This window comes from Bacillus sp. FSL W7-1034 (assembly GCF_038593365.1).
Lineage (GTDB): Bacteria > Bacillota > Bacilli > Bacillales > Bacillaceae > Bacillus > Bacillus altitudinis.
In genome coordinates, this window is sequence record NZ_CP151989.1 from 541,293 (window position 1) to 561,078 (window position 19,786).

Annotated in this window: 23 protein-coding genes; 21 read left to right on the forward strand and 2 right to left on the reverse strand. The window is 41.9% G+C overall.

The annotated features are described in order from the left end of the window. Positions 1 to 71 precede the first annotated feature (71 nt). Positions 72 to 392, reverse strand: a complete 321-nt coding sequence (locus NST73_RS02575; RefSeq protein ID WP_008346934.1) for a thioredoxin family protein — start codon at positions 390 to 392, stop codon at positions 72 to 74. A 183-nt stretch (positions 393 to 575) separates the two neighbouring features. Here NST73_RS02575 and NST73_RS02580 point away from each other — a divergent pair, with 183 nt between their 5' ends. The 7 genes from NST73_RS02580 (at position 576) to NST73_RS02610 (ending at position 8,022) form a co-directional block, all read left to right on the forward strand. Next, positions 576 to 1,658, forward strand: a complete 1,083-nt coding sequence (locus NST73_RS02580) for a D-alanine--D-alanine ligase (RefSeq protein ID WP_024720483.1) — start codon at positions 576 to 578, stop codon at positions 1,656 to 1,658. Between the two features lie 81 nt (positions 1,659 to 1,739). Next, positions 1,740 to 3,104, forward strand: coding sequence for a UDP-N-acetylmuramoyl-tripeptide--D-alanyl-D-alanine ligase (gene murF / locus NST73_RS02585; RefSeq protein WP_024720484.1), 1,365 nt, complete (start codon positions 1,740 to 1,742; stop codon positions 3,102 to 3,104). Positions 3,105 to 3,130: 26 nt separating this feature from the next. Continuing rightward, entirely contained in the window at positions 3,131 to 3,823 is a 693-nt protein-coding gene (locus tag NST73_RS02590) for an alpha/beta fold hydrolase (protein ID WP_061418035.1), read from the forward strand. A 127-nt stretch (positions 3,824 to 3,950) separates the two neighbouring features. Next, positions 3,951 to 4,289, forward strand: a complete 339-nt coding sequence (locus tag NST73_RS02595; RefSeq protein ID WP_113767287.1) for a n-acetylglutamate synthase — start codon at positions 3,951 to 3,953, stop codon at positions 4,287 to 4,289. A gap of 166 nt (positions 4,290 to 4,455) precedes the next feature. After that, positions 4,456 to 5,946 carry a DEAD/DEAH box helicase gene (locus tag NST73_RS02600; protein ID WP_041507152.1) on the forward strand — a complete coding sequence of 497 codons (1,491 nt, stop codon included), beginning with the start codon at positions 4,456 to 4,458 and terminating at the stop codon, positions 5,944 to 5,946. A gap of 110 nt (positions 5,947 to 6,056) precedes the next feature. Continuing rightward, positions 6,057 to 6,536, forward strand: a complete 480-nt coding sequence (locus NST73_RS02605; RefSeq protein ID WP_008346922.1) for a PH domain-containing protein — start codon at positions 6,057 to 6,059, stop codon at positions 6,534 to 6,536. Continuing rightward, complete coding sequence (locus tag NST73_RS02610) at positions 6,526 to 8,022, forward strand: PH domain-containing protein (RefSeq protein WP_342499360.1); 1,497 nt, start codon at positions 6,526 to 6,528, stop codon at positions 8,020 to 8,022. The genes NST73_RS02605 and NST73_RS02610 overlap by 11 nt, the downstream gene beginning before the upstream one ends. Positions 8,023 to 8,078: 56 nt before the next feature. Here the strand turns inward: NST73_RS02610 and NST73_RS02615 are convergent, their stop codons facing one another. Beyond that, the gene (locus tag NST73_RS02615) at positions 8,079 to 8,684 is read right to left on the reverse strand and encodes a rhomboid family intramembrane serine protease (protein ID WP_007496491.1); all 606 of its coding nucleotides are present in this window, start codon (positions 8,682 to 8,684) and stop codon (positions 8,079 to 8,081) included. A gap of 94 nt (positions 8,685 to 8,778) precedes the next feature. Between NST73_RS02615 and acpS the strand changes: the two genes are divergently transcribed. The 14 genes from acpS to NST73_RS02685 all read left to right on the forward strand — a co-directional run bounded on the left by acpS (position 8,779) and on the right by NST73_RS02685 (position 19,772). After that, positions 8,779 to 9,144 carry a holo-ACP synthase gene (gene acpS / locus NST73_RS02620; protein ID WP_017366663.1) on the forward strand — a complete coding sequence of 122 codons (366 nt, stop codon included), beginning with the start codon at positions 8,779 to 8,781 and terminating at the stop codon, positions 9,142 to 9,144. Between the two features lie 160 nt (positions 9,145 to 9,304). Then, the gene (locus tag NST73_RS02625; RefSeq protein WP_007496489.1) at positions 9,305 to 10,321 is read left to right on the forward strand and encodes an outer membrane lipoprotein-sorting protein; all 1,017 of its coding nucleotides are present in this window, start codon (positions 9,305 to 9,307) and stop codon (positions 10,319 to 10,321) included. A gap of 135 nt (positions 10,322 to 10,456) precedes the next feature. Beyond that, positions 10,457 to 11,638, forward strand: coding sequence for an alanine racemase (gene alr, locus NST73_RS02630; protein WP_144680394.1), 1,182 nt, complete (start codon positions 10,457 to 10,459; stop codon positions 11,636 to 11,638). A 294-nt stretch (positions 11,639 to 11,932) separates the two neighbouring features. Continuing rightward, the gene (locus tag NST73_RS02635) at positions 11,933 to 12,214 is read left to right on the forward strand and encodes a hypothetical protein (protein ID WP_012008995.1); all 282 of its coding nucleotides are present in this window, start codon (positions 11,933 to 11,935) and stop codon (positions 12,212 to 12,214) included. Between the two features lie 4 nt (positions 12,215 to 12,218). Further along, positions 12,219 to 12,569 carry a type II toxin-antitoxin system endoribonuclease NdoA gene (ndoA, locus tag NST73_RS02640; RefSeq protein WP_003214169.1) on the forward strand — a complete coding sequence of 117 codons (351 nt, stop codon included), beginning with the start codon at positions 12,219 to 12,221 and terminating at the stop codon, positions 12,567 to 12,569. Positions 12,570 to 12,683: 114 nt separating this feature from the next. Continuing rightward, positions 12,684 to 13,514, forward strand: coding sequence for an RsbT co-antagonist protein RsbRA (locus tag NST73_RS02645; protein WP_017358395.1), 831 nt, complete (start codon positions 12,684 to 12,686; stop codon positions 13,512 to 13,514). Between the two features lie 4 nt (positions 13,515 to 13,518). Continuing rightward, the gene (gene rsbS / locus NST73_RS02650; protein WP_003214235.1) at positions 13,519 to 13,887 is read left to right on the forward strand and encodes an RsbT antagonist protein RsbS; all 369 of its coding nucleotides are present in this window, start codon (positions 13,519 to 13,521) and stop codon (positions 13,885 to 13,887) included. 2 nt (positions 13,888 to 13,889) lie between these two features. Beyond that, the gene (locus tag NST73_RS02655) at positions 13,890 to 14,291 is read left to right on the forward strand and encodes an anti-sigma regulatory factor (RefSeq protein WP_003214085.1); all 402 of its coding nucleotides are present in this window, start codon (positions 13,890 to 13,892) and stop codon (positions 14,289 to 14,291) included. A gap of 10 nt (positions 14,292 to 14,301) precedes the next feature. Further along, entirely contained in the window at positions 14,302 to 15,309 is a 1,008-nt protein-coding gene (locus tag NST73_RS02660) for a PP2C family protein-serine/threonine phosphatase (RefSeq protein ID WP_017358394.1), read from the forward strand. Between the two features lie 59 nt (positions 15,310 to 15,368). Next, positions 15,369 to 15,698, forward strand: coding sequence for an anti-sigma factor antagonist (locus tag NST73_RS02665; RefSeq protein ID WP_017358393.1), 330 nt, complete (start codon positions 15,369 to 15,371; stop codon positions 15,696 to 15,698). Then, complete coding sequence (gene rsbW, locus NST73_RS02670) at positions 15,695 to 16,183, forward strand: anti-sigma B factor RsbW (protein ID WP_108611672.1); 489 nt, start codon at positions 15,695 to 15,697, stop codon at positions 16,181 to 16,183. Before NST73_RS02665 ends, rsbW begins: the two co-directional genes overlap by 4 nt. After that, positions 16,149 to 16,937: an RNA polymerase sigma factor SigB gene (gene sigB / locus NST73_RS02675; RefSeq protein WP_012009000.1), complete on the forward strand. Its 789-nt coding sequence runs from the start codon at positions 16,149 to 16,151 to the stop codon at positions 16,935 to 16,937. Before rsbW ends, sigB begins: the two co-directional genes overlap by 35 nt. Continuing rightward, the gene (locus NST73_RS02680) at positions 16,937 to 17,536 is read left to right on the forward strand and encodes a PP2C family serine/threonine-protein phosphatase (RefSeq protein ID WP_024719202.1); all 600 of its coding nucleotides are present in this window, start codon (positions 16,937 to 16,939) and stop codon (positions 17,534 to 17,536) included. The genes sigB and NST73_RS02680 overlap by 1 nt, the downstream gene beginning before the upstream one ends. A gap of 76 nt (positions 17,537 to 17,612) precedes the next feature. Then, complete coding sequence (locus NST73_RS02685; protein ID WP_144680392.1) at positions 17,613 to 19,772, forward strand: Tex family protein; 2,160 nt, start codon at positions 17,613 to 17,615, stop codon at positions 19,770 to 19,772. The last annotated feature ends 14 nt before the right edge of the window (positions 19,773 to 19,786 follow it).

Sequence of the window (19,786 nt, forward strand, 5' to 3'; positions counted from 1 at the left end):
AAGAGATTTGATTTAAAAGGATATAAAAAAAGACACCAGCATGAGTTGGCTGATGTCTCCATTCAAATGAGTTATGAAACGTGTTCTTGAAGAAACTCTGTTACTTCTTCAGGTGATTTAGCGTTGGCACTGTGTAAATGACCTGTTTTTTCGCCATTTTTGAAAATTAACAGGCTAGGAATTCCCATGACCTGATACGTTTCCGCTAACTCAGGAAAGTCGTCTTTGTTTATTTCAAACCATTCATTCTGAGCATAAGCCTCTAAGATGTCTGGAATGAACATGTCCATTCTAGTGCAATCAGGGCACCATGTCGCAAAGAATTTAACGATGACCTCTTTGTCTGATTGAATGATTTCGTTGAATTGTTCAGTGCTTGTAATTTTTTTCAATTTGTCACAACTCCTTTTCAATGTCATTTTAATATAAAATAAAGGCGAATGACATACAAATGCTCGGGGGCGCTTACAACCTTTACAAATCATTTCAATTCCGTAACAACAAAAATTAATTAGAGCATTTTTGCTTGAAAGTGATAAGATAGTAAAGATGAATTTTAGTGGGGGGAGTATCCATTGAAAATAAGTTTAGGATTGGTTTACGGCGGAAAGTCAGCCGAACATAATGTATCACTGCAAACAGCCCTTGCAGTTACGAAAGCACTTAACACTGAGAAGTTCGATATACATCCAATTTATATTACAGAAGAGGGCGAATGGCTAAGAGGAGAAAAACTCACTGAACCAGTATCAAACGTCAAAATGCTTCAATTTGAACAAAATGCAAAGACGTTTTTACCAACTTCTTTAAATGAAAGCATGTTTCCACAGCCTGCATCAGCTGATGAAAAGATTGATGTCGTCTTTCCATTGCTACATGGGCCAAATGGTGAAGATGGGACCATGCAAGGGTTACTTGAACTATTGAATATCCCGTATGTCGGTAACGGCGTTCTCGCGTCTGCTGCGGGTATGGATAAAGTCATGATGAAAGATGTGTTTGCTCAAGCTGGGCTTGCGCAGGCAAAGCATCTTTCCTTCAATAAAAAGGATTATGAGAAAGCCATATCAGACAGTCTAGAACAGGTAGAAGCAGTTCTCGGGTATCCTTGTTTTGTGAAACCTGCCAACATGGGATCAAGTGTCGGAATTAGTAAATGCCGCAGCAAAGAAGAGCTGCAAACAGCATTTGATTTGGCTTTCCAATATGATCGTCGTGTTGTTGTGGAAGAAGGCGTTGTAGGACGAGAAATTGAAATTGGTGTATTAGGAAATGACGAGCCGAAATGCTCAGTCGTTGGTGAAATTGCACCTAAAACAGATTTTTATGACTACAAAGCAAAATATGAAGATGGCGATACAGATTTGATCATTCCTGCGAGTGTGACAGAGGAAGAGTACAAGACGATTCACGATATGGCGATTAAGGCTTTTAAAGCCATTGATGGATCTGGCCTCGTACGTGCAGATTTTTTCCTAACAGAAGAAGGCGAAGTGCTGATCAATGAAGTGAATACAATGCCAGGATTCACACCTTTTAGTATGTTCCCGCTGCTTTGGAAACATACTGGTGTAGAGTATCCTGAGCTGATTGAGAAGCTGGTGTCACTTGCAATTGAACGCCATCAAGAAAAACAAACCATTAAAACCACTTTTTAATGTAAGAAGCAAGCAGACACTATCCTACAGGTAGTGTCTCTTTTCCTTCAAACGTGAAATGAGAAAGAGAGGCGAAAAAACATGATCAAACGTACAGTGAAACAAGTCGCCCAAATGGCTGGTGGCACATTATCGAATGAAGCTTTTGGCGAAGAACAGATACACGGAGTGACTACAGATACACGAAAAGTATCAAAAGGCGCACTATTTATCCCGCTTATTGGGGAACATTTTAACGGTCACACTTTTGCTTCAAAAGCAGTGGAGCTTGGTGCGGCAGCGGTTCTTTGGAATCAAACAGAAGCGAATCCACCGTTCGGTGTACCTGTCATACTTGTAGAGGATACTTTGACAGCACTCCAACAGCTTGCAAAATCATACTTAAAAGAGGAAAACCCTCGAGTTGTCGGTATTACTGGAAGTAATGGCAAAACAACGACGAAAGATATGATCCATTCTGTCCTACAAACGACATACAGAGTCCACAAAACAGATGGCAACTTTAATAATCACATTGGACTTCCACTGACCATCCTTGCGATGCCAGAAGGAACCGAGATTGCTGTACTAGAGATGGGCATGAGTGCAAAAGGGGAAATCGAATTTTTATCTAAACTCGCTGAACCTGATGCAGCTGTCATCACGAATATTGGAGAATCTCATATGCAGGATTTAGGATCAAGAGAAGCTATTGCAGATGCAAAATGTGAGATCACAAAAGGGTTAAAAGAGGATGGGACTTTTTATTATTTAGGAGATGAGCCTTTACTCCGCCAAAGAGCAAATGCCCTGGCACGCAGCGTAAAAACGTTTGGAGAATCAGAGGACTGTGATATCAAGGTGATTCACATCCACCAACTCGCTGAAGGCACTGAATTTCAAGTGGAAGGATACGCTCAAGGGTTTCTCATTCCTGTATTAGGGAAACACAATGTAAAGAATGCTCTTGCAGCTATTGCAATCGGCCAGCATTTCGGTCTGAATGAAAGACAAATTGCCCAAGGGCTGATGCAAACGAAATTGACAGGCATGCGTTTAGAACTGTTTAAAACAGATAAGGGCATCACGGTTATCAACGATGCGTATAATGCGAGTCCTACGTCGATGAAAGCAGCGATTGATCTTGTAGGAGATATGGATGGCTTTGCTAACCGCATTCTCGTACTCGGAGATATGCTGGAGATGGGCAGTGAAGAAGAGACCTATCATTTTGAAGTAGGGGAGTACATCAAGCCTGAGTTTATTGATCATGTTTTAACGTTTGGCCGTCTTGGCGCATTCATTGCTGAAGGAGCAAAGAAAGCATTTGGAGACGACCGCGTGTCTTCTTATATGGACAAAGAAGAACTGAAGAAAAAACTAGCGGATGTGGCAGGACCTGACGATGTCGTTCTGGTCAAAGCTTCCCGTGGCATGAGATTGGAAGACGTTATTACTGCACTATAAATCAGATCGGCAAAGAAGGTGACAGGGTGATTGGCTGTCTATGTATACACGGTTTTACTGGTGCCCCGTATGAAGTAGAGCCGCTTGCGGAATATTTAAAGCAGACGACAGATTGGACGGTACAATCTGTCACGCTTCCGGGGCATGGGGAGGAACTTCAGCTCAAAGGCATTCTCTATCAGGAGTGGATTGCCACCGCTGAATTAGAACTCTTATCCCTTTACCGAACATGTGACACCATTTATTTGATCGGCTTTTCTATGGGCGGGATGATTGCCTCATATTTAGCAGCGAAGTATCCAGTGGCCCGTCTTGTTCTGTTAAGTGCTGCTGCTAAATATGTAAACCCAAAACAAATGATTCAAGACACAAGGCAGATGGTGAAGGAATCCTTGTCTGGTTTGATTGATACGAACCCATTGTATGATCGATATCGTCATAAGCTGACGAGTACACCGCTATCAGCTGCTGTAGAATTTATGAAATTGGTGAAGCAAACGAAAGGTTCTCTTGAAAAGCTTCATCTACCTGTCTTGATCGTTCAAGGTGAAAGTGATGGGATCGTCCCCGCTTCTAGTGCGGAATTCATTTATCATAAAATCCCGTCCCGTCAGAAAGAAATGTTCTATTTACCTGATTGTAAACATCACGTTTGTCATGAGCCTTGTGCACAGCAATTGTTTGAGAAAGTCGAACAATTTCTAAAAAAAACAATTTAATCTATAGAAAAGCTAAAATGTGGCTAAACTAATATAAATTGAATCCCACTTGTTAAAATTTGCATCATTTTTGTCGAATGAGTGACAGGCCTATGTTACAATAGGTAAGAAAAGGTGGTCGATTCGGTTGTTTCAATATGACGGAAAAACCTTTATCCCGCAGTCTAATTCGAGCAATGGGGAAGTATCGGAAGGAACCATATTTCAATATCGTCAGGACGGGAATATTTTAACGGGCACATATCAAGGCGGCAGTATTCAATCTGGCGTGCTTGTAGGAACTGTGAATATAGACGGAGCACTTCATTTTAGATATCATCATGTAAGTAAGGATGGCAGCATGAGAAGCGGTTCATGTCATTCCACTCCTAAGCAGCTGGATAACGGAAAAATTCAACTGTTTGAAAAGTGGAAATGGATGGACGGAGATCAAAGTGAAGGTGAATCGGTCATTGTCGAGCAGTAGATATATCCATTTCTGTCTTGTTGAAAAACAAATAGTGTAATGGTAAGATATAATGTAGGGTAATTCGGGCTTTGTATATAATGGACCTGTCCTTTCATACAAAGGGCAGTTTTTAATGATCATTCACGAGATTACTGAAACAGCAATTAGAAGGAGTTTGAATAATTTGACTATAACGTTTCAAGATTTTCAATTAAGCGAAAGTCTCATGAAAGCTATTAACCGCATGGGATTTGAAGAAGCAACACCGATTCAAGCGGAAACAATTCCTCTCGGTCTTCAGAATAAAGATGTCATTGGACAAGCACAAACAGGAACAGGAAAAACTGCAGCGTTTGGTATTCCTCTTGTAGAAAAAATCGACCCAGCGTCTCCAAATATCCAAGCGATTATCATTGCGCCAACAAGAGAATTAGCGATTCAAGTATCTGAAGAGCTATACAAAATTGGCCAAGACAAGCGTGCGCGCGTACTTCCGATTTACGGTGGACAAGATATCGGTCGCCAAATCCGTTCGCTCAAGAAAAATCCTCATATCATCGTAGGGACTCCAGGACGTTTACTCGATCACATTAACCGTCGTACAATGCGTCTTCAAAATGTTGAAACAGTCGTGCTTGATGAAGCAGACGAAATGCTAAACATGGGTTTCATCGAAGACATTGAATCGATCCTTTCAAATGTACCAAGTGAACACCAAACACTTTTATTCTCTGCGACAATGCCTGCACCAATTAAGCGTATTGCAGAACGTTTCATGACAAACCCAGAACACGTAAAAGTAAAAGCGAAAGAAATGACTGTATCTAACATCCAGCAGTTCTACTTGGATATCCATGAACGTAAAAAGTTTGATACATTGACTCGTCTTCTTGACATTCAATCACCTGAGCTTTCAATTGTCTTCGGCCGTACAAAGCGCCGCGTTGACGAATTGACTGAAGCACTGAACCTTAGAGGTTATACAGCTGAAGGAATTCATGGTGACTTGACTCAAGCGAAACGTATGGTTGCGCTTCGTAAATTCAAAGAAGGTTCAATCGATGTGCTTGTAGCAACAGACGTTGCAGCACGTGGACTTGATATTTCAGGCGTAACACACGTGTATAACTTTGACGTGCCACAAGATCCAGAAAGCTATGTACACCGTATTGGACGTACTGGACGTGCTGGACGTACAGGTATGGCGATGACATTCATCACACCACGTGAAAAAGATATGCTTCGTGCGATCGAGCAAACGACTAAACGTAAAATGGATCGTATGAAAGAACCAACACTAGATGAGGCAATCGAAGGACAACAACAAGTAACCATTGATCGTCTGCGCACAATCATCAGTGAAAACAACTTAAACTTCTACATGACAGCAGCTGCTGAATTATTAGAAGATCATGATTCTGTTACAGTGGTTGCGGCTGCCATCAAAATGATGACAAAAGAGCCAGATGCAACGCCTGTTCGTTTGACAGATGAAGCACCAATGGTTTCAAAACGCAATCGTAACAACCGCAGCTCTTCAAAACGTAGAGACGGTGGCGGCGGAGGCGGCTATCGCGGAAAAAGCCGTTCATCTTACGGTGATAAAAAGCGTTCTTCAAATGACCGCAATCGTTCTTCTAACGATCGTCGTCAAAAGAAATCTTATAACAACTAATTCAAAAGCGAATCCTTTGCAGGGTTCGCTTTTTTTAACAGGCCTAATGAAACTTTTTAGGCTTTCTTTCGTAATATATTGATAGAAAAGTAAGAGAATGGGGGAAGAATGTGAGAAAACAGCCGCAACGTCAAATCAGCTTAAATGGATTAAAAGTATGGCGTCTTCAAAATGGAATTATCTCATTGATTTTCTTATTCATCATCATTGGGGTATTTGTAGCTAGTTATTATTTTCAATGGCCATATTGGATTGGAGCCATCCTCATCGGTTTGTGGATTTTACAGGTCATCTTCGGAATCTGGCTCATACCGAAAATCCGCCATCACATCTGGCGCTACGAAGTATTTGAGAACGAAATTGAAATACAGCACGGACTGATTCGTGTCACACGTGTCATTGTGCCAATGGTACGTGTTCAGCATGTGGATACATCTCAAGGGCCGCTTTTAAGGCGCTACCGATTGGCCTCTGTTCAAATTTCTACTGCTGCGACAGTGCATGATATTCCGGCACTGGAATTAGAAGAGGCAGATGAGCTTCGCGATTACATATCTCGATTAGCAAGGGTGACGGAAGATGATGTCTGAACCAAAACGTGTACATCCAATCTCGATGTTCATTGATTTTATATCAGATGCCGTATCCATGATCAAAAACTTCATTATCCCTTTTTTCGTGCTTATTTTTGTGAACTCGAATTCAAGTATTCGTTTTTATGCGTTTATCATTCTTGGTGTGCTTCTTTTATGGAAAGCTGTTTCAACCGTTTTAGCATGGAGACGATTCACCTACCGAATGGAAGACGATGAATTTCGAGTAGAATCAGGTGTCATCACCAAAAAGAAAAAGTATATCTCATTAGAACGAATTCAAACGGTGAATACAAGTGAAGGCATCTTCCAGCGGATTTTCGGTTTGGTTCGGGTGCAAATCGAAACGGCAGGCGGGACGGATGGACCTGAAGTGAGCCTGACGGCCATTACAAAAGCAGAAGCTGAGCAATTAAAGCAATCGATTTTCAACCGGAAGAAAAGCTTGCAACAAGAAGAAATGAATGATGAAAATTTAGATCTCCCTGATCCTCTGACAGCGCAACAGCCTGTAGAAAAAGAAATCAGTGTTTCCTACCGAATGGGTATACCAGAGCTGCTTTTGGCTGCGACCACTTCAAGCGGAATCGGCGTCATTATTTCTGGGTGTCTCGCCATTTACACACAAATAGATGAAATTCTGCCTTTGGACGGATTCTTCAAACGGTTTTCTTTTTTAAGTCATGCGAGTGTTGAGATTTATGCGATTCTCATATTTATTGCCGTATTGATTGCGTGGATTCTTAGTGTTGGGGTAACAGCCCTTCAATATGCGAATTTTACCGCAAAACGAAAAGGGAAAGACATCATCATCACAAGAGGACTCATCGAAAGGCATCAAATGACCATTCCGCTTGCGAGAATTCAAGCAGTGAAAATCAAAGAAAATATTCTGCGTGAACCATTTGGTTTTGCGACGGTCATGCTTGTCAGCGCAGGAGGTTCCATTACAGAAAAAGAGACTTCTTCTGTCTTATTTCCACTCATACGGAAGAAAAAAATCAATGAATTGTTAACGCAATTTACAGATCAATATCAGCTGGCACCAGAAAGTGAATTGAAAAAAGTGCCGAAGCGTTCACTAAAACGTTATCTGATATCTTACGGATTTGTTCCATTACTTGTAGGTATAATCCTTTCTGTACGTTTTCCACCATGGGGATATTTGGCGCTGATTCCATTACCATTTGCCTTGTTTTTTGGGTATTTAGCCTATAAACAATCAGGATATGTGATCAAAGATCAACTGATTCAATTAACGACAAGAGGTATCGGCAAGACCACCGGAATTGTTTTAAGAAAACGAATGCAAAACTATACGGTGACCCAATCTTATTTTCAAAAGAAAGGGCGAGTGGCAAGTATTCACACCTTTGTGAAGTCCTCTGCCTTGCTTGATTCCTTTGGTGTGCATCACCTTGAAGAGGAAGACGCTGCACGTGTATGCGATTGGTATTCCTATGAAACGAATCAATCAACTTAAACCAAAAAATGTCGATCAGCTCCCGTTAAACGGAGTGATCGACATTTTTTATGAGCTTAATAGCGTCGTTTTTTTGAATGGAAGAATAGGGTGATCGGTGCTAGGATCATGCCGCCTATCAATCCAAATAAGTGGGCCATGATGTTGATGTTCGAGTTGACGAACGTCATAATGACAGAAACGCCGAGAATCGTTAAGATGACCTGAGAATTACCACGGTCCATCATATGCGGTTTAAATAGGACAAGATAAAGATAGACGCCAAATAAACCAAATATCGCACCAGAAGCCCCGACATGTACGTACTCTAAAGGCTCCACCCAATAGGTTCCGAGATTGCCAATGAATCCAGCACCCAGATAAATCACAAGAAATCGAACCTTTCCAAGCAAATACTCAAGTGCTGGAGCGAATAGGAAGAGCGACATGGAATTGAACAGAATATGTGTCAGACTTCCATGAAGAAAAATAGGCGTTAAAAGCCGCCACCATTCTCCTGCTGCAACACCATAATTAAAACCAACGAGATGGTCCTGCCCAAGCTGGATCATTGGAATAGGGATCGCAAATAAAAGCCATAGGCCGATTTGCAAAGCAAGGATCGCTGTTACGATTGGATACGATCTAATAAATTGTTGAAAGCTCTCCGTTCGAATAAACATAACAAACCCCTTTTGACTAGATAATGGTAAGTTTATAGTAACACGTTTATGAAGCGAACATCCAAATTAGTACGAGTATCATAGGAGGTACCTCATGATTAAAGGAATCGGTATGGATATTGTAGAGATCGGCCGGCTGTCACGAGTGCTTAGCAGGCAGCCCCGTTTACCAGAACGAATTTTGACTTTACGTGAACAGGAAGTCTTTCGCACACTAAGTGAAAAGAGACAGCTGGAGTTTCTGGCAGGACGTTTTGCGGCGAAGGAAGCATTCGCAAAAGCATACGGTACGGGAATTGGTCAGTATGTCAGCTTTCACGACATCGAGATACAAAAAGATGCGAACGGAAAACCTCTCATCAAAAGTGAGAAAACAAAAGAAGACTACGTTCATGTATCCATTACACACACAAAAGAATATGCTGCAGCACAAGTTTTAATTGAAAGGTTGTCAAGCTAGTCTGCATATTGTTTGTCCCCCCTTCATATATTGGGTAGTGCGATAAGGAAGGGCGAGTTGCTAACAGGCTTTGATGGTTCGCGGTACGCAGTTAACTCTTGAGGCGTACTGTTAAAGTCAAACAAGCGGTTTCTTCCTTTTAACACAATTAACGAAGGGGTTGAAAAGGGTGAGAAAAAGCTTTGTTTTGCTTGTAACGGGGATCCTTTTTGTACTGATTCTCTCCGCATGCGGTCAAAAATCTCAACAGGATATCGTTGGAGATTTAAACAAAAAGGCAGAGGAAATGACATCATACAAAGCCAAAGCAAAAATGACCATTGAGACAGGAAATGATCCGCAGGAATACCATGTGGAAATTTGGTACAAGAAGCCGGAGCTTTACCGTGTCTACTTAGAAAATCCGAAGAAGGATCAGAGTCAAGTCATTTTAAGAAATGGCAATGGTGTATTTGTGCTGACACCTTCATTAAACAAAAGCTTCCGCTTCCACAGCGATTGGCCGAACAACAGCAGTCAGGTGTATTTATTTGAATCACTTGTGAAAGACATTAAAAATGACAGTGCAGCTCAGTTCAAAGCAAAAGAGTCGAAGTACGTTTTTGAAACAAAAACCAACTATCAGCACAACCAAATGCTGCCGACCCAAGAGATTACCTTTCATAAAAAAACAATGGCGCCTGCTAGTGTGAAAGTACTGGATAGCGATAAAAAGCCAATGGTGAAAGTAGAATTCTCTCACTTTGAATTCAACAAATCCTTTGACAAAGACGCCTTTGATGAGAAGAAAAATATGACACTTTCTCAAATGGATGTTGCCACAAGTGCAGATCCATCTGACAGCTTTGCGGTGAAAACGCCTGTGGATATGCCAGAGGGCGTGAAGAAAATGGAAGAGAAAGAAATGACAACAGATGCCGGGAAGCGTTATGTGATGACGTATGGCGGAAAGAAATCCTTCACACTCATTCAGGAAAAAGCGCGGGTAGCAGAAGCGTCTACGCCTGTGACAATGAACGGCGAGCCAGTCGATCTTGGCATGACAGTGGGTGTTCTGACAGACAAATCTCTTTCTTGGACATCTGATGGAGTTGACTACTTGATTTCTTCAAGTGATCTATCGAAGGAAGAGCTCTTGATGGTTGCAAAGAGTGTAGAGGGCCAGTCAGCTAAATAAATACCTCAGGCGAGAGCCTTAGAAATGAAAGATCAGCCCTATACAAGGGCTGATCTTCTTTGATTTGTTTCACTTTATTCCTGATTTTTAGTATCATATGAGGGGATTGAATCATTCAATAGGGAAGTGTGACGGATGGACACAAACGCCTTTTATAGAGACACATGGGCAGAAATTAATTTATCAGCAATCAAGCATAATGTTTCACATATGAAAGATCATATCGGTCAAAATGTTCAACTAATGGCTGTGGTGAAAGCCAATGCATATGGACATGGAGATATAGAAGTGACAAGAGCTGCTCTCAAAGCAGGAGCAGACGTATTAGCCGTCGCCTTTTTAGATGAGGCCATTTCTTTAAGAAATAAAGGCATCAAAGCACCAATACTGATACTCGGCGCTGTACCTGCTGAATATGTCAAAGTCGCCGTTCGATACAATGTCATCATGACTGCATACTCCATCGATTGGCTGAGAGACGTCACCAACATGATGAAAGGGCAGATGGGACAGCCTATACGATTTCATTTGAAAATAGACAGCGGAATGAACCGATTAGGTGTGAAAACGATTGAGCAAGTGAACGAAGTGAAAAAACTTGTCAGCGAGCACTCTTATTTACAGCTGGAAGGCGTATTTACTCACTTTGCGACAGCAGATGAAAAGGATGAGACCTACTTTGATCGGCAGGTCGACACCTTTCAAACACTGCTTGAGCCGCTTCATACGGACAAGCTGCTCGTTCATTGCGCCAACAGTGCAGCGGGTCTAAGGTTTAAAGACGTCTTGTTTAACATGGTTCGCTTCGGTATCAGTATGTACGGGCTGTCACCGTCAGAAGAAATCAAGGATGAACTGCCTTTCAAGCTCGAAGAAGCTATGTCTCTTCATACAAAACTTGCCCATGTGAAGCACATTCAAAAGGGTGAGAGTGTCAGCTACGGAGCAACGTATACAGCCAATCAAGATACGTGGATCGGCACGGTTCCAGTTGGCTATGCAGATGGATGGATCCGGAAGCTGGCAGGAACGGAAGTACTTGTTGGCGGAAAGCGCCGGAAGATCGCCGGAAGGGTTTGTATGGATCAATTCATGGTTGAACTGAAAGACAAGCTTCCAGTAGGGGAACCGGTCGTTTTAATTGGTAAGCAAGGAGAAGACATGGTACCAGTCGATGAAATCGCTAAAAGACTTGAAACCATTAACTATGAAGTCACGTGCTCGATTGGCCACCGTGTTCCAAGAGTATATATAGAAGACGGCAAAAGAGTGCAAGTGCGGAATCCACTCCTTCAAGTCGGGTCAAGTTTTTTATAAACAACATTCAAAAAGAACGATAGTCAAACTGACTTCGTTCTTTTTTATTCGACAAAAATAGGGTAAACATTCTCCCTTTTTTAGAGATTTTGGAAATACCGTATGATTTTCGGAAAAAAGCGTATAATGGGAAAGAGGAACTCCATTATCATCTTGATTTACGGGTGGCGAGCCGCTTCATGTTCTAATAAGAAATCATGAAAAAACAGCTTTGCTTGTGCATTGAATAATGGTATGATTAGTCTTGGAATGGATCGATACGGAATCCGTAAGTTTTGTGGAGGTGTATGTTTTTTGTCTGAATCCAGCGCAACAAACGAAATGAAGATTCGACTGCCGGAGACTTTAATGTCTGAGATCGAACGAGTAGCAGAGCAGGATAAGGTAACAAGAAATGAATTGATCTACCGAGCGACAAAAACGTATATTCGTGAACGTAATATTCGACAAAATCGTGAATCGATGAGACGCGGCTACATGGAGATGGCGAAAATTAATCTGAATATCTCTTCAGAAGCACAATACGCAGAGTTTGAGGCTGAGAATACAGTTGAGCGATTAGTCAGCGGGGGTTAAACATTTGATTGTTAAACGCGGTGATGTTTACTTTGCTGATTTATCTCCTGTTGTTGGCTCCGAGCAGGGCGGGGTTCGCCCAGTATTGGTGATTCAAAATGACATTGGAAATCGCTTCAGCCCGACTGCTATCGTTGCAGCCATAACAGCCCAAATACAAAAAGCGAAATTACCGACTCACGTCGAAATTAATGCAAAGCGCTACGGCTTTGAACGAGATTCTGTCATTCTTTTGGAACAGATTCGTACGATCGATAAACAAAGATTGACAGATAAAATCACACATCTTGATGATGAGATGATGGAGAAGGTTGATGAAGCCTTACAAGTTAGTTTGGCTCTTATTGATTTTTAATATGGTGATACTTGGTTGCTCTATTGGGAGCAACTTTTTTTGTGTTCAATTTTTTTTAACGTTATAATGAAGAAAGACTAAAGAAGAGCTTTAAATGTAAGTAGGGGGTAAAACATGTCGAATCATATCGTGTTAGCTTTTGCAAGAAAGCACCAAAAGGAATTAGAAACAGAGTGGACGGACATTTTAAAACGACTCGGAGAAAAAGAAACGGACATGATGCTGAACGACAAAATGTATGAAACCATCTGTTCGGAATATGTTCAACTCATCATTACATCCCTTTCAGAGGGGGATCATGAGGATTTTGAAGAAAAAGTGCAAAATTTTGCTTTGAAAATCGTTCAAATGGGTATATCACTTAAGTTACTGGCAAACGGTCTAACGGAAATCCGTACACATTTATATGAAAAAATGAACGATGACAAAGATACAACACAAGAAAGTCATGACCTCATCTGGCAAATCGATCGATTCATCACACCCATCCATAATGAGATCTTAAACCAGTATTCCATCTCATGGGAAAAAACCGTCAGCCTTCAAAAAATTGCGCTGCAGGAACTTTCTGCCCCGCTAATCCCTGTGTTTGAGCACATCACCGTCATGCCACTTGTTGGCACAATTGATACAGATCGTGCGAAAAAAATTATGGAGAACCTGCTTAATGGTGTCGTCAAACATCGCTCACAGGTCGTCCTGATTGATATCACGGGTGTACCTGTCGTAGACACAATGGTGGCACACCATATTATTCAAGCGTCAGAGGCTGTGAGATTAGTAGGAGCGAAGTGTTTACTTGTTGGTATTCGCCCGGAAATAGCCCAAACGATCGTTAACCTTGGAATTGATTTATCTCAGGTTACAACAAAGAATACCCTTCAAAAAGGAATTCAAACTGCTTTGGAAATGACAAATCGAAAAATTGTTTCATTGGAGGGATAACCAATTGAGAAATCACCCGAAGATTCCAATCTTAAAATTATATAATTGTCTTCTGATTTCAATACAGTGGGAGCTTGATGATCAAACAGCTCTTCACTTTCAAGAAGACTTACTGAATAAAATTCATGAAACAGGAGCAAACGGTGTGGTCATTGACTTAACATCCGTCGATATGATTGATTCATTTATCGCAAAGGTATTAGGCGATGTGATCACCATGTCCAAGCTCATGGGGGCAAAAGTTGTATTAACAGGAATACAGCCGGCAGTCGCTGTGACGCTTATTGAACTTGGCATTTCACTGGAAGAAATTCAGACAGCACTAGATCTTGAACAAGGGCTTGAGACACTGAAGCGGGAATTGGGGGAATAGATATGAAAGACCAATCCTGTGTAAAAATATTGACGGAATGGGACATAGTCGCAGCAAGACAATTGGGGCGGAATGTTGCAAAAGAACTTGGTTTTGGAACAGTTGACCAAGCAAGAATTACGACGGCCATTTCAGAATTAGCTCGTAACATCTATTTATACGCTGGTAAAGGTCAGATTTGTATAGAAGAAGTGATGGAGCGCGGAAAGCGTGGACTCAAAGTCATCGCAGCCGATGAGGGGCCTGGCATCATGGATATACGTAAAGTAATGGAAGACGGATTTTCTACATCAGGCGGACTCGGAGCAGGCTTGCCGGGCGTCAGAAGACTGATGGATGAATTTAAATTAGATTCCGCACCAGAACAAGGAACTGAGATACAAGCTGTCAAGTGGCTTCGCTAGGAGGGGAACCATGGATTTTAAGGAGGTAATGGAGCAGCGGTACCATCAGCTGCTCAGTCGTTATATCAGTGATTTAACTGAAACATCGCTTTATCAAGCTCAAAAATTTAGCCGTAAAACCATTGAGCATCAAATACCTCCTGAAGAAATAGTGAGTGTTCACCGAAAAGTGATTCAGGAGCTTTACCCTGATTTGCCGGAAGATGTCTTTCATTCACTAGACTTCTTAATTGAAGTCATGATTGGATACGGACTTGCCTACCAGGAGCATTTAACACTAAGAGGCATCCAGCAAGAAATTAAGTCGGAAATTGAAATTGCTGCAAATGTTCAGCAAACCCTTCTGGAAACGAAAATTCCAGAAGGAGACACATTTGATATCGGAGCCATCAGTGTGCCGGCAAAACAGATGAGCGGGGATTATTACCATTTCGTAACAGATCACGATACAATCAATATCGCGATTGCAGACGTCATTGGGAAAGGCATTCCAGCTGCGCTCTGTATGTCGATGATTAAGTATGCGATGGATTCCTTGCCAGAGTCAGGCAGCGGCCCAACGAAAGTGCTCAAAACCCTTAATCGTGTGGTCGAGCAAAACGTAGACCCAAGCATGTTTATCACTATGTTTTATGGCAGCTATAATAAAGAAACACATGAATTTAAGTACGCATCGGCTGGACATGAGCCGGGCTTTTTCTATTGCAAAAAAGAGAATCAATTTTACGATTTAGATGCAAAGGGTCTTGTGCTTGGAATTGCACCAGATTTTGATTATAAGCAGTATGAGAAGCATTTGGACGTAGGGGATATGGTGATCTTATTCTCTGATGGTGTCACAGAATCCAAATCGGAGGATGGCTTCCTAGAGCGTGAGGATATCAAAGCCCTGATATCTGAGAACCTATCCTATTCAGCTCAGGAAATGGTTGATTCCATCTATGACAGCTTACTCAAGCTGCAAGAATTTCAGCTGCATGATGATTTTACGTTACTTGTCCTCAAAAGGAAGGTTTAGAAAGTGCATAGACGGGTATATAAAATTCAAGGAAACAAGAATTTCGAGGTGAATGCATAATGAATATGTCTGTAAAAGAGCATCAAATAGATCAAAAAACGAAAATTAGTGTTAGTGGAGAAATCGATGTGTACTCTGCTCCTCAGCTAAGAGAAACACTCATGCCTAAAGCCGAGGCGGGCGAGCATCTAGAGATCTGTTTGAAGGATGTTACGTATATGGATAGTACAGGATTAGGTGTATTTGTTGGGTTGTTTAAAGCAGCTCAAAAAGCAGGTGGAACACTAAAGCTTGAGAACTTGTCAGAGCGGCTTGTAAGGTTGTTTGAAATCACTGGACTAAAGGACATCATTGACATTTCTGCAAAGTCAGAGGGTGGGGTACAATGAACGAAACAGTAGATCTAATCGAGATGAAAATACCGGCAAAACCAGAATATGTAGGCATCATTCGTCTGACTCTTTCAGGCGTAGCGAGCCGAATGGGCTATGTCTACGAAGAGATTGAAGACTTAAAAATTGCCGTCAGTGAGGCTTGTACAAATGCAGTTCAGCATGCCTATAAAGGAAAAGACGGTGAAGATGGAGAGGTAGCGGTTCGCTTTCTTGTCTACGAAGATCGTCTAGAAATCATTGTCGCAGACAAAGGCGGTAGCTTTGACTTTAAGCAAAAGCAGGAAGACCTAGGGCCGTACACATCTGCTCATACGGTGGATCAATTGGCAGAAGGAGGTCTTGGTTTATACTTAATGCAAACATTGATGGATGAAGTCGAGGTGCAAGCAAACTCCGGAGTTACCGTGGCGATGACAAAGTTTTTAAACAGGGAGCGAGTTGACCATGACACAACCATCCAAAACTATGAAACTAACTAAAGATGAAGTGGATCGCCTCATTCAAAGCTATCAATCCAACCAAGACGAGCAGGCGCAGCTGACACTAGTTGAGTGTTATACAAATCTTGTGGATATGCTCGCGAAGAAATACTCCAAAGGAAAAAGCTTTCATGAGGATTTAAGACAAGTTGGAATGATTGGTCTACTTGGCGCAATTAAGCGTTATGATCCACTTGTCGGTAAATCATTTGAGGCATTTGCCATTCCAACCATTATCGGGGAAATCAAACGCTTTTTACGTGATAAAACATGGAGTGTCCATGTACCAAGACGAATTAAAGAGCTTGGACCAAGAATCAAGATGGCAGTTGATCACCTGACAACGGAAACGCAAAAGTCACCTAAAGTACAAGAAATCGCAGAATATCTAGATGTAACAGAAGAAGAAGTTCTTGAAACAATGGAGATGGGCAAAAGCTATCAAGCGCTGTCTGTTGACCAAGGCGTAGAGGCAGATTCTGAAGGAAGCACTGTGACGATTTTAGACGTCGTCGGCTCACAAGAAGAAGGGTACGAACGTGTAAACCAAAAAATGATGCTTGAAAGTGTGCTTCACGTTCTGACAGATAGAGAAAAAGAAATTATCAATCTCACGTATTTGCAAAATAAAAGCCAGAAAGAAACAGGCGATTTACTCGGCATATCTCAAATGCATGTATCAAGGCTGCAGCGGAAGGCAGTTAAAAAGCTACGAGATGCATTGTCAGAAGATGCGTCTATGGAGCTAGGGTAATGAAGCAGATCGAACAGCATGAGCATGTAAACGCCATTATCTATCAATCGAACAAAGAAGGAAAATCATGCTGCGGGGACAGTTTTTTTATTAAAGCAGATGATGAAGAACTAATTTGTGCTGTAGCAGACGGATTAGGCAGCGGCCAGTTCGCCAATGAATCATCTTCTTTAGTCAGCGAAATTGTCGAAGAATATGGACATGAGGATGTAATAACCCTCATTGATAGATGCAATCAGGCCATGAAAAATAAACGCGGGGCCACTGTAGCCATATTAAAGGTGAATTTTTCCCAACAGCAGTTTACCTATTGTTCGGTTGGTAACATTCGTTTTATCTTGAATGCACCTTCTGGCGACTATATTTATCCACTTCCGACATCAGGATATCTATCAGGTAAACCTAGAAAATACAAAACATACACCTATTCCTACGAAAAAGGTTCGACATTCATTATGTATTCAGACGGGCTGAATGTGCCAAACATGCGAATGTGTTTAAAGCATAGCCATTCAGTTGCAGACATCGCAAAAGAACTTGAAACATACACACAAGACAAGAAAGACGATCTCACCTATGTACTTGGTCAGCTTACATGAAATAGCTGACCTTTTTTCTGTTTTGCCAGTTTTTTTGATACACTAAAAGAGAAGACACAGTGAGAGGATGCAAAGTATGAAGACATCTGACTTTTTATTGAAACAAATTGCGACAGAATTAAAGCTTTCAACAAAACAAATTGGAAGTGTGATCCAGCTATTAGAGGATGGCAACACCGTCCCGTTTATTGCACGCTACCGGAAAGAGCAGACAGGCTCACTAGACGAGGTGCAAATTCAAACCATTTCTGAACGCTATACATATATCCAAAATGTGACGAATCGAAAAGAAGAAGTGATTCGCTTAATCGCTGAACAAGACAAATTAACAGATGAATTAAAACAGAAGATCGAACAGGCGCATAAGCTGCAAGAGGTCGAAGATTTATATCGACCATTTAAACAAAAACGAAAAACAAAGGCAAATGTAGCCAAAGCAAAAGGACTTGAGCCGCTTGCGGAGTATTTACTGCAGTTGCCAAACGATGATATCAAAAAGAAAGCATCGGCTTTTATCAATGAAGAAAAAGAAGTCACAACCGCAGAAGAAGCACTAGAGGGCGCCCAGCACATCATTGCTGAACAGCTTGCGGATGATCCTGATATGCGGAAATGGATTCGCAGTGAGACGTACCAAAAGGGAAGTCTTGTCACATCAGGAAAAGACGTTGAAAACGACGAGAAAAACGTCTATGAAATGTATTACGACTATCAAGAGCCGATTAAAAAAATTGTGCCTCATCGTGTACTCGCGGTCAACCGAGGCGAGAAAGAAGGGATTTTGAAAGCAACCATCGAACCACCTGCTGAAAATATTCGTTTCTACCTCGATAAACAAATCTTAAAAGGCAAGCAAACGACAGCGAGGCCTTACATTGAAGCGGCCATTGATGATGCATACAAGCGGTTGATTCAGCCTTCAATTGAACGGGAAATACGAAAAGAGCTGACAGAAAAAGCAGAGGAACAAGCCATTCATATTTTCGCTGAAAACTTAAGAAAGCTCCTTCTTCAACCGCCGATGAAAGGGAAACGTGTACTTGGGGTGGACCCTGCGTTTCGTACAGGCTGTAAATTAGCCGTCGTGGATGATACAGGAAAAGTCCATCATATTGGCGTCATTTATCCGCACCCGCCTGTGCAGAAAAAAGCGGAAGCCAAACAAAAAGTGAAAGAAATCATTCAATCATCCAACATTGAAGTCATTGCGATCGGAAACGGAACAGCCTCAAGAGAGACCGAACAATTCATCGCAGACTTGATCCAAGAGCTGGACCAGCCAGTTTCATATTTGATCGTGAATGAAGCAGGGGCAAGTGTATACTCTGCATCTGCACTGGCAAGAGAAGAGTTTCCAGACTTGCAAGTCGAAGAACGAAGCGCTATATCCATTGCTCGAAGATTACAAGATCCATTAGCAGAGCTCGTAAAAATAGATCCAAAATCTGTCGGTGTAGGACAATACCAGCACGATGTGAGTCAAAAGCAATTAAACAGCTCGTTAACCTTTGTGGTAGAGACGGTTGTTAACCAAGTCGGTGTGAACGTTAATACAGCTTCACAGGCACTGCTGCAATATGTGTCAGGTCTTTCAAAAGCCGTCGCAGGGAACATCGTCAAGCGCCGTGAAGAGATTGGGAGATTCACAAGCAGAAAAGAGCTGAAGGATATCCCAAGGCTTGGTGCAAAGACATATGAGCAGTGTATCGGCTTCCTGCGCATCACAGATGGACAAGATCCACTTGACCGCACAGGTATTCACCCTGAAAGCTATAAAGAAACAAAACAGTTTTTACGCATGATTAAGATGACGCCAGACGATCTTGGTACAGAGCAGTTAAAAGAGAAAATCGCAGAGGTCAAGCTAGACGAAGCCGCACAGCAGCTTGACATTGGTCCAATTACACTCCAGGATATCATTGATCAGCTCACAAGACCTGAGCGTGATCCGCGCGATGAAGTACCAAAACCTCTTTTGAAAACAGATGTGTTGAAATTGGAGGACTTGAAGCAAGGGATGGAGCTACAAGGAACGGTGAGAAACGTCGTAGACTTCGGCGCATTCGTTGATATTGGCGTAAAACAGGATGGACTTGTCCACATTTCCAAGCTAAGCAATCGCTTTGTGAAACATCCGCTCGACGTTGTATCAGTCGGTGATATTGTGACCGTTTGGGTAGACTCCGTTGACCAGGCAAAAGGTCGGGTGGCTCTTTCGATGCTAAAACCAGAGTAAACAAAAAACGAGGC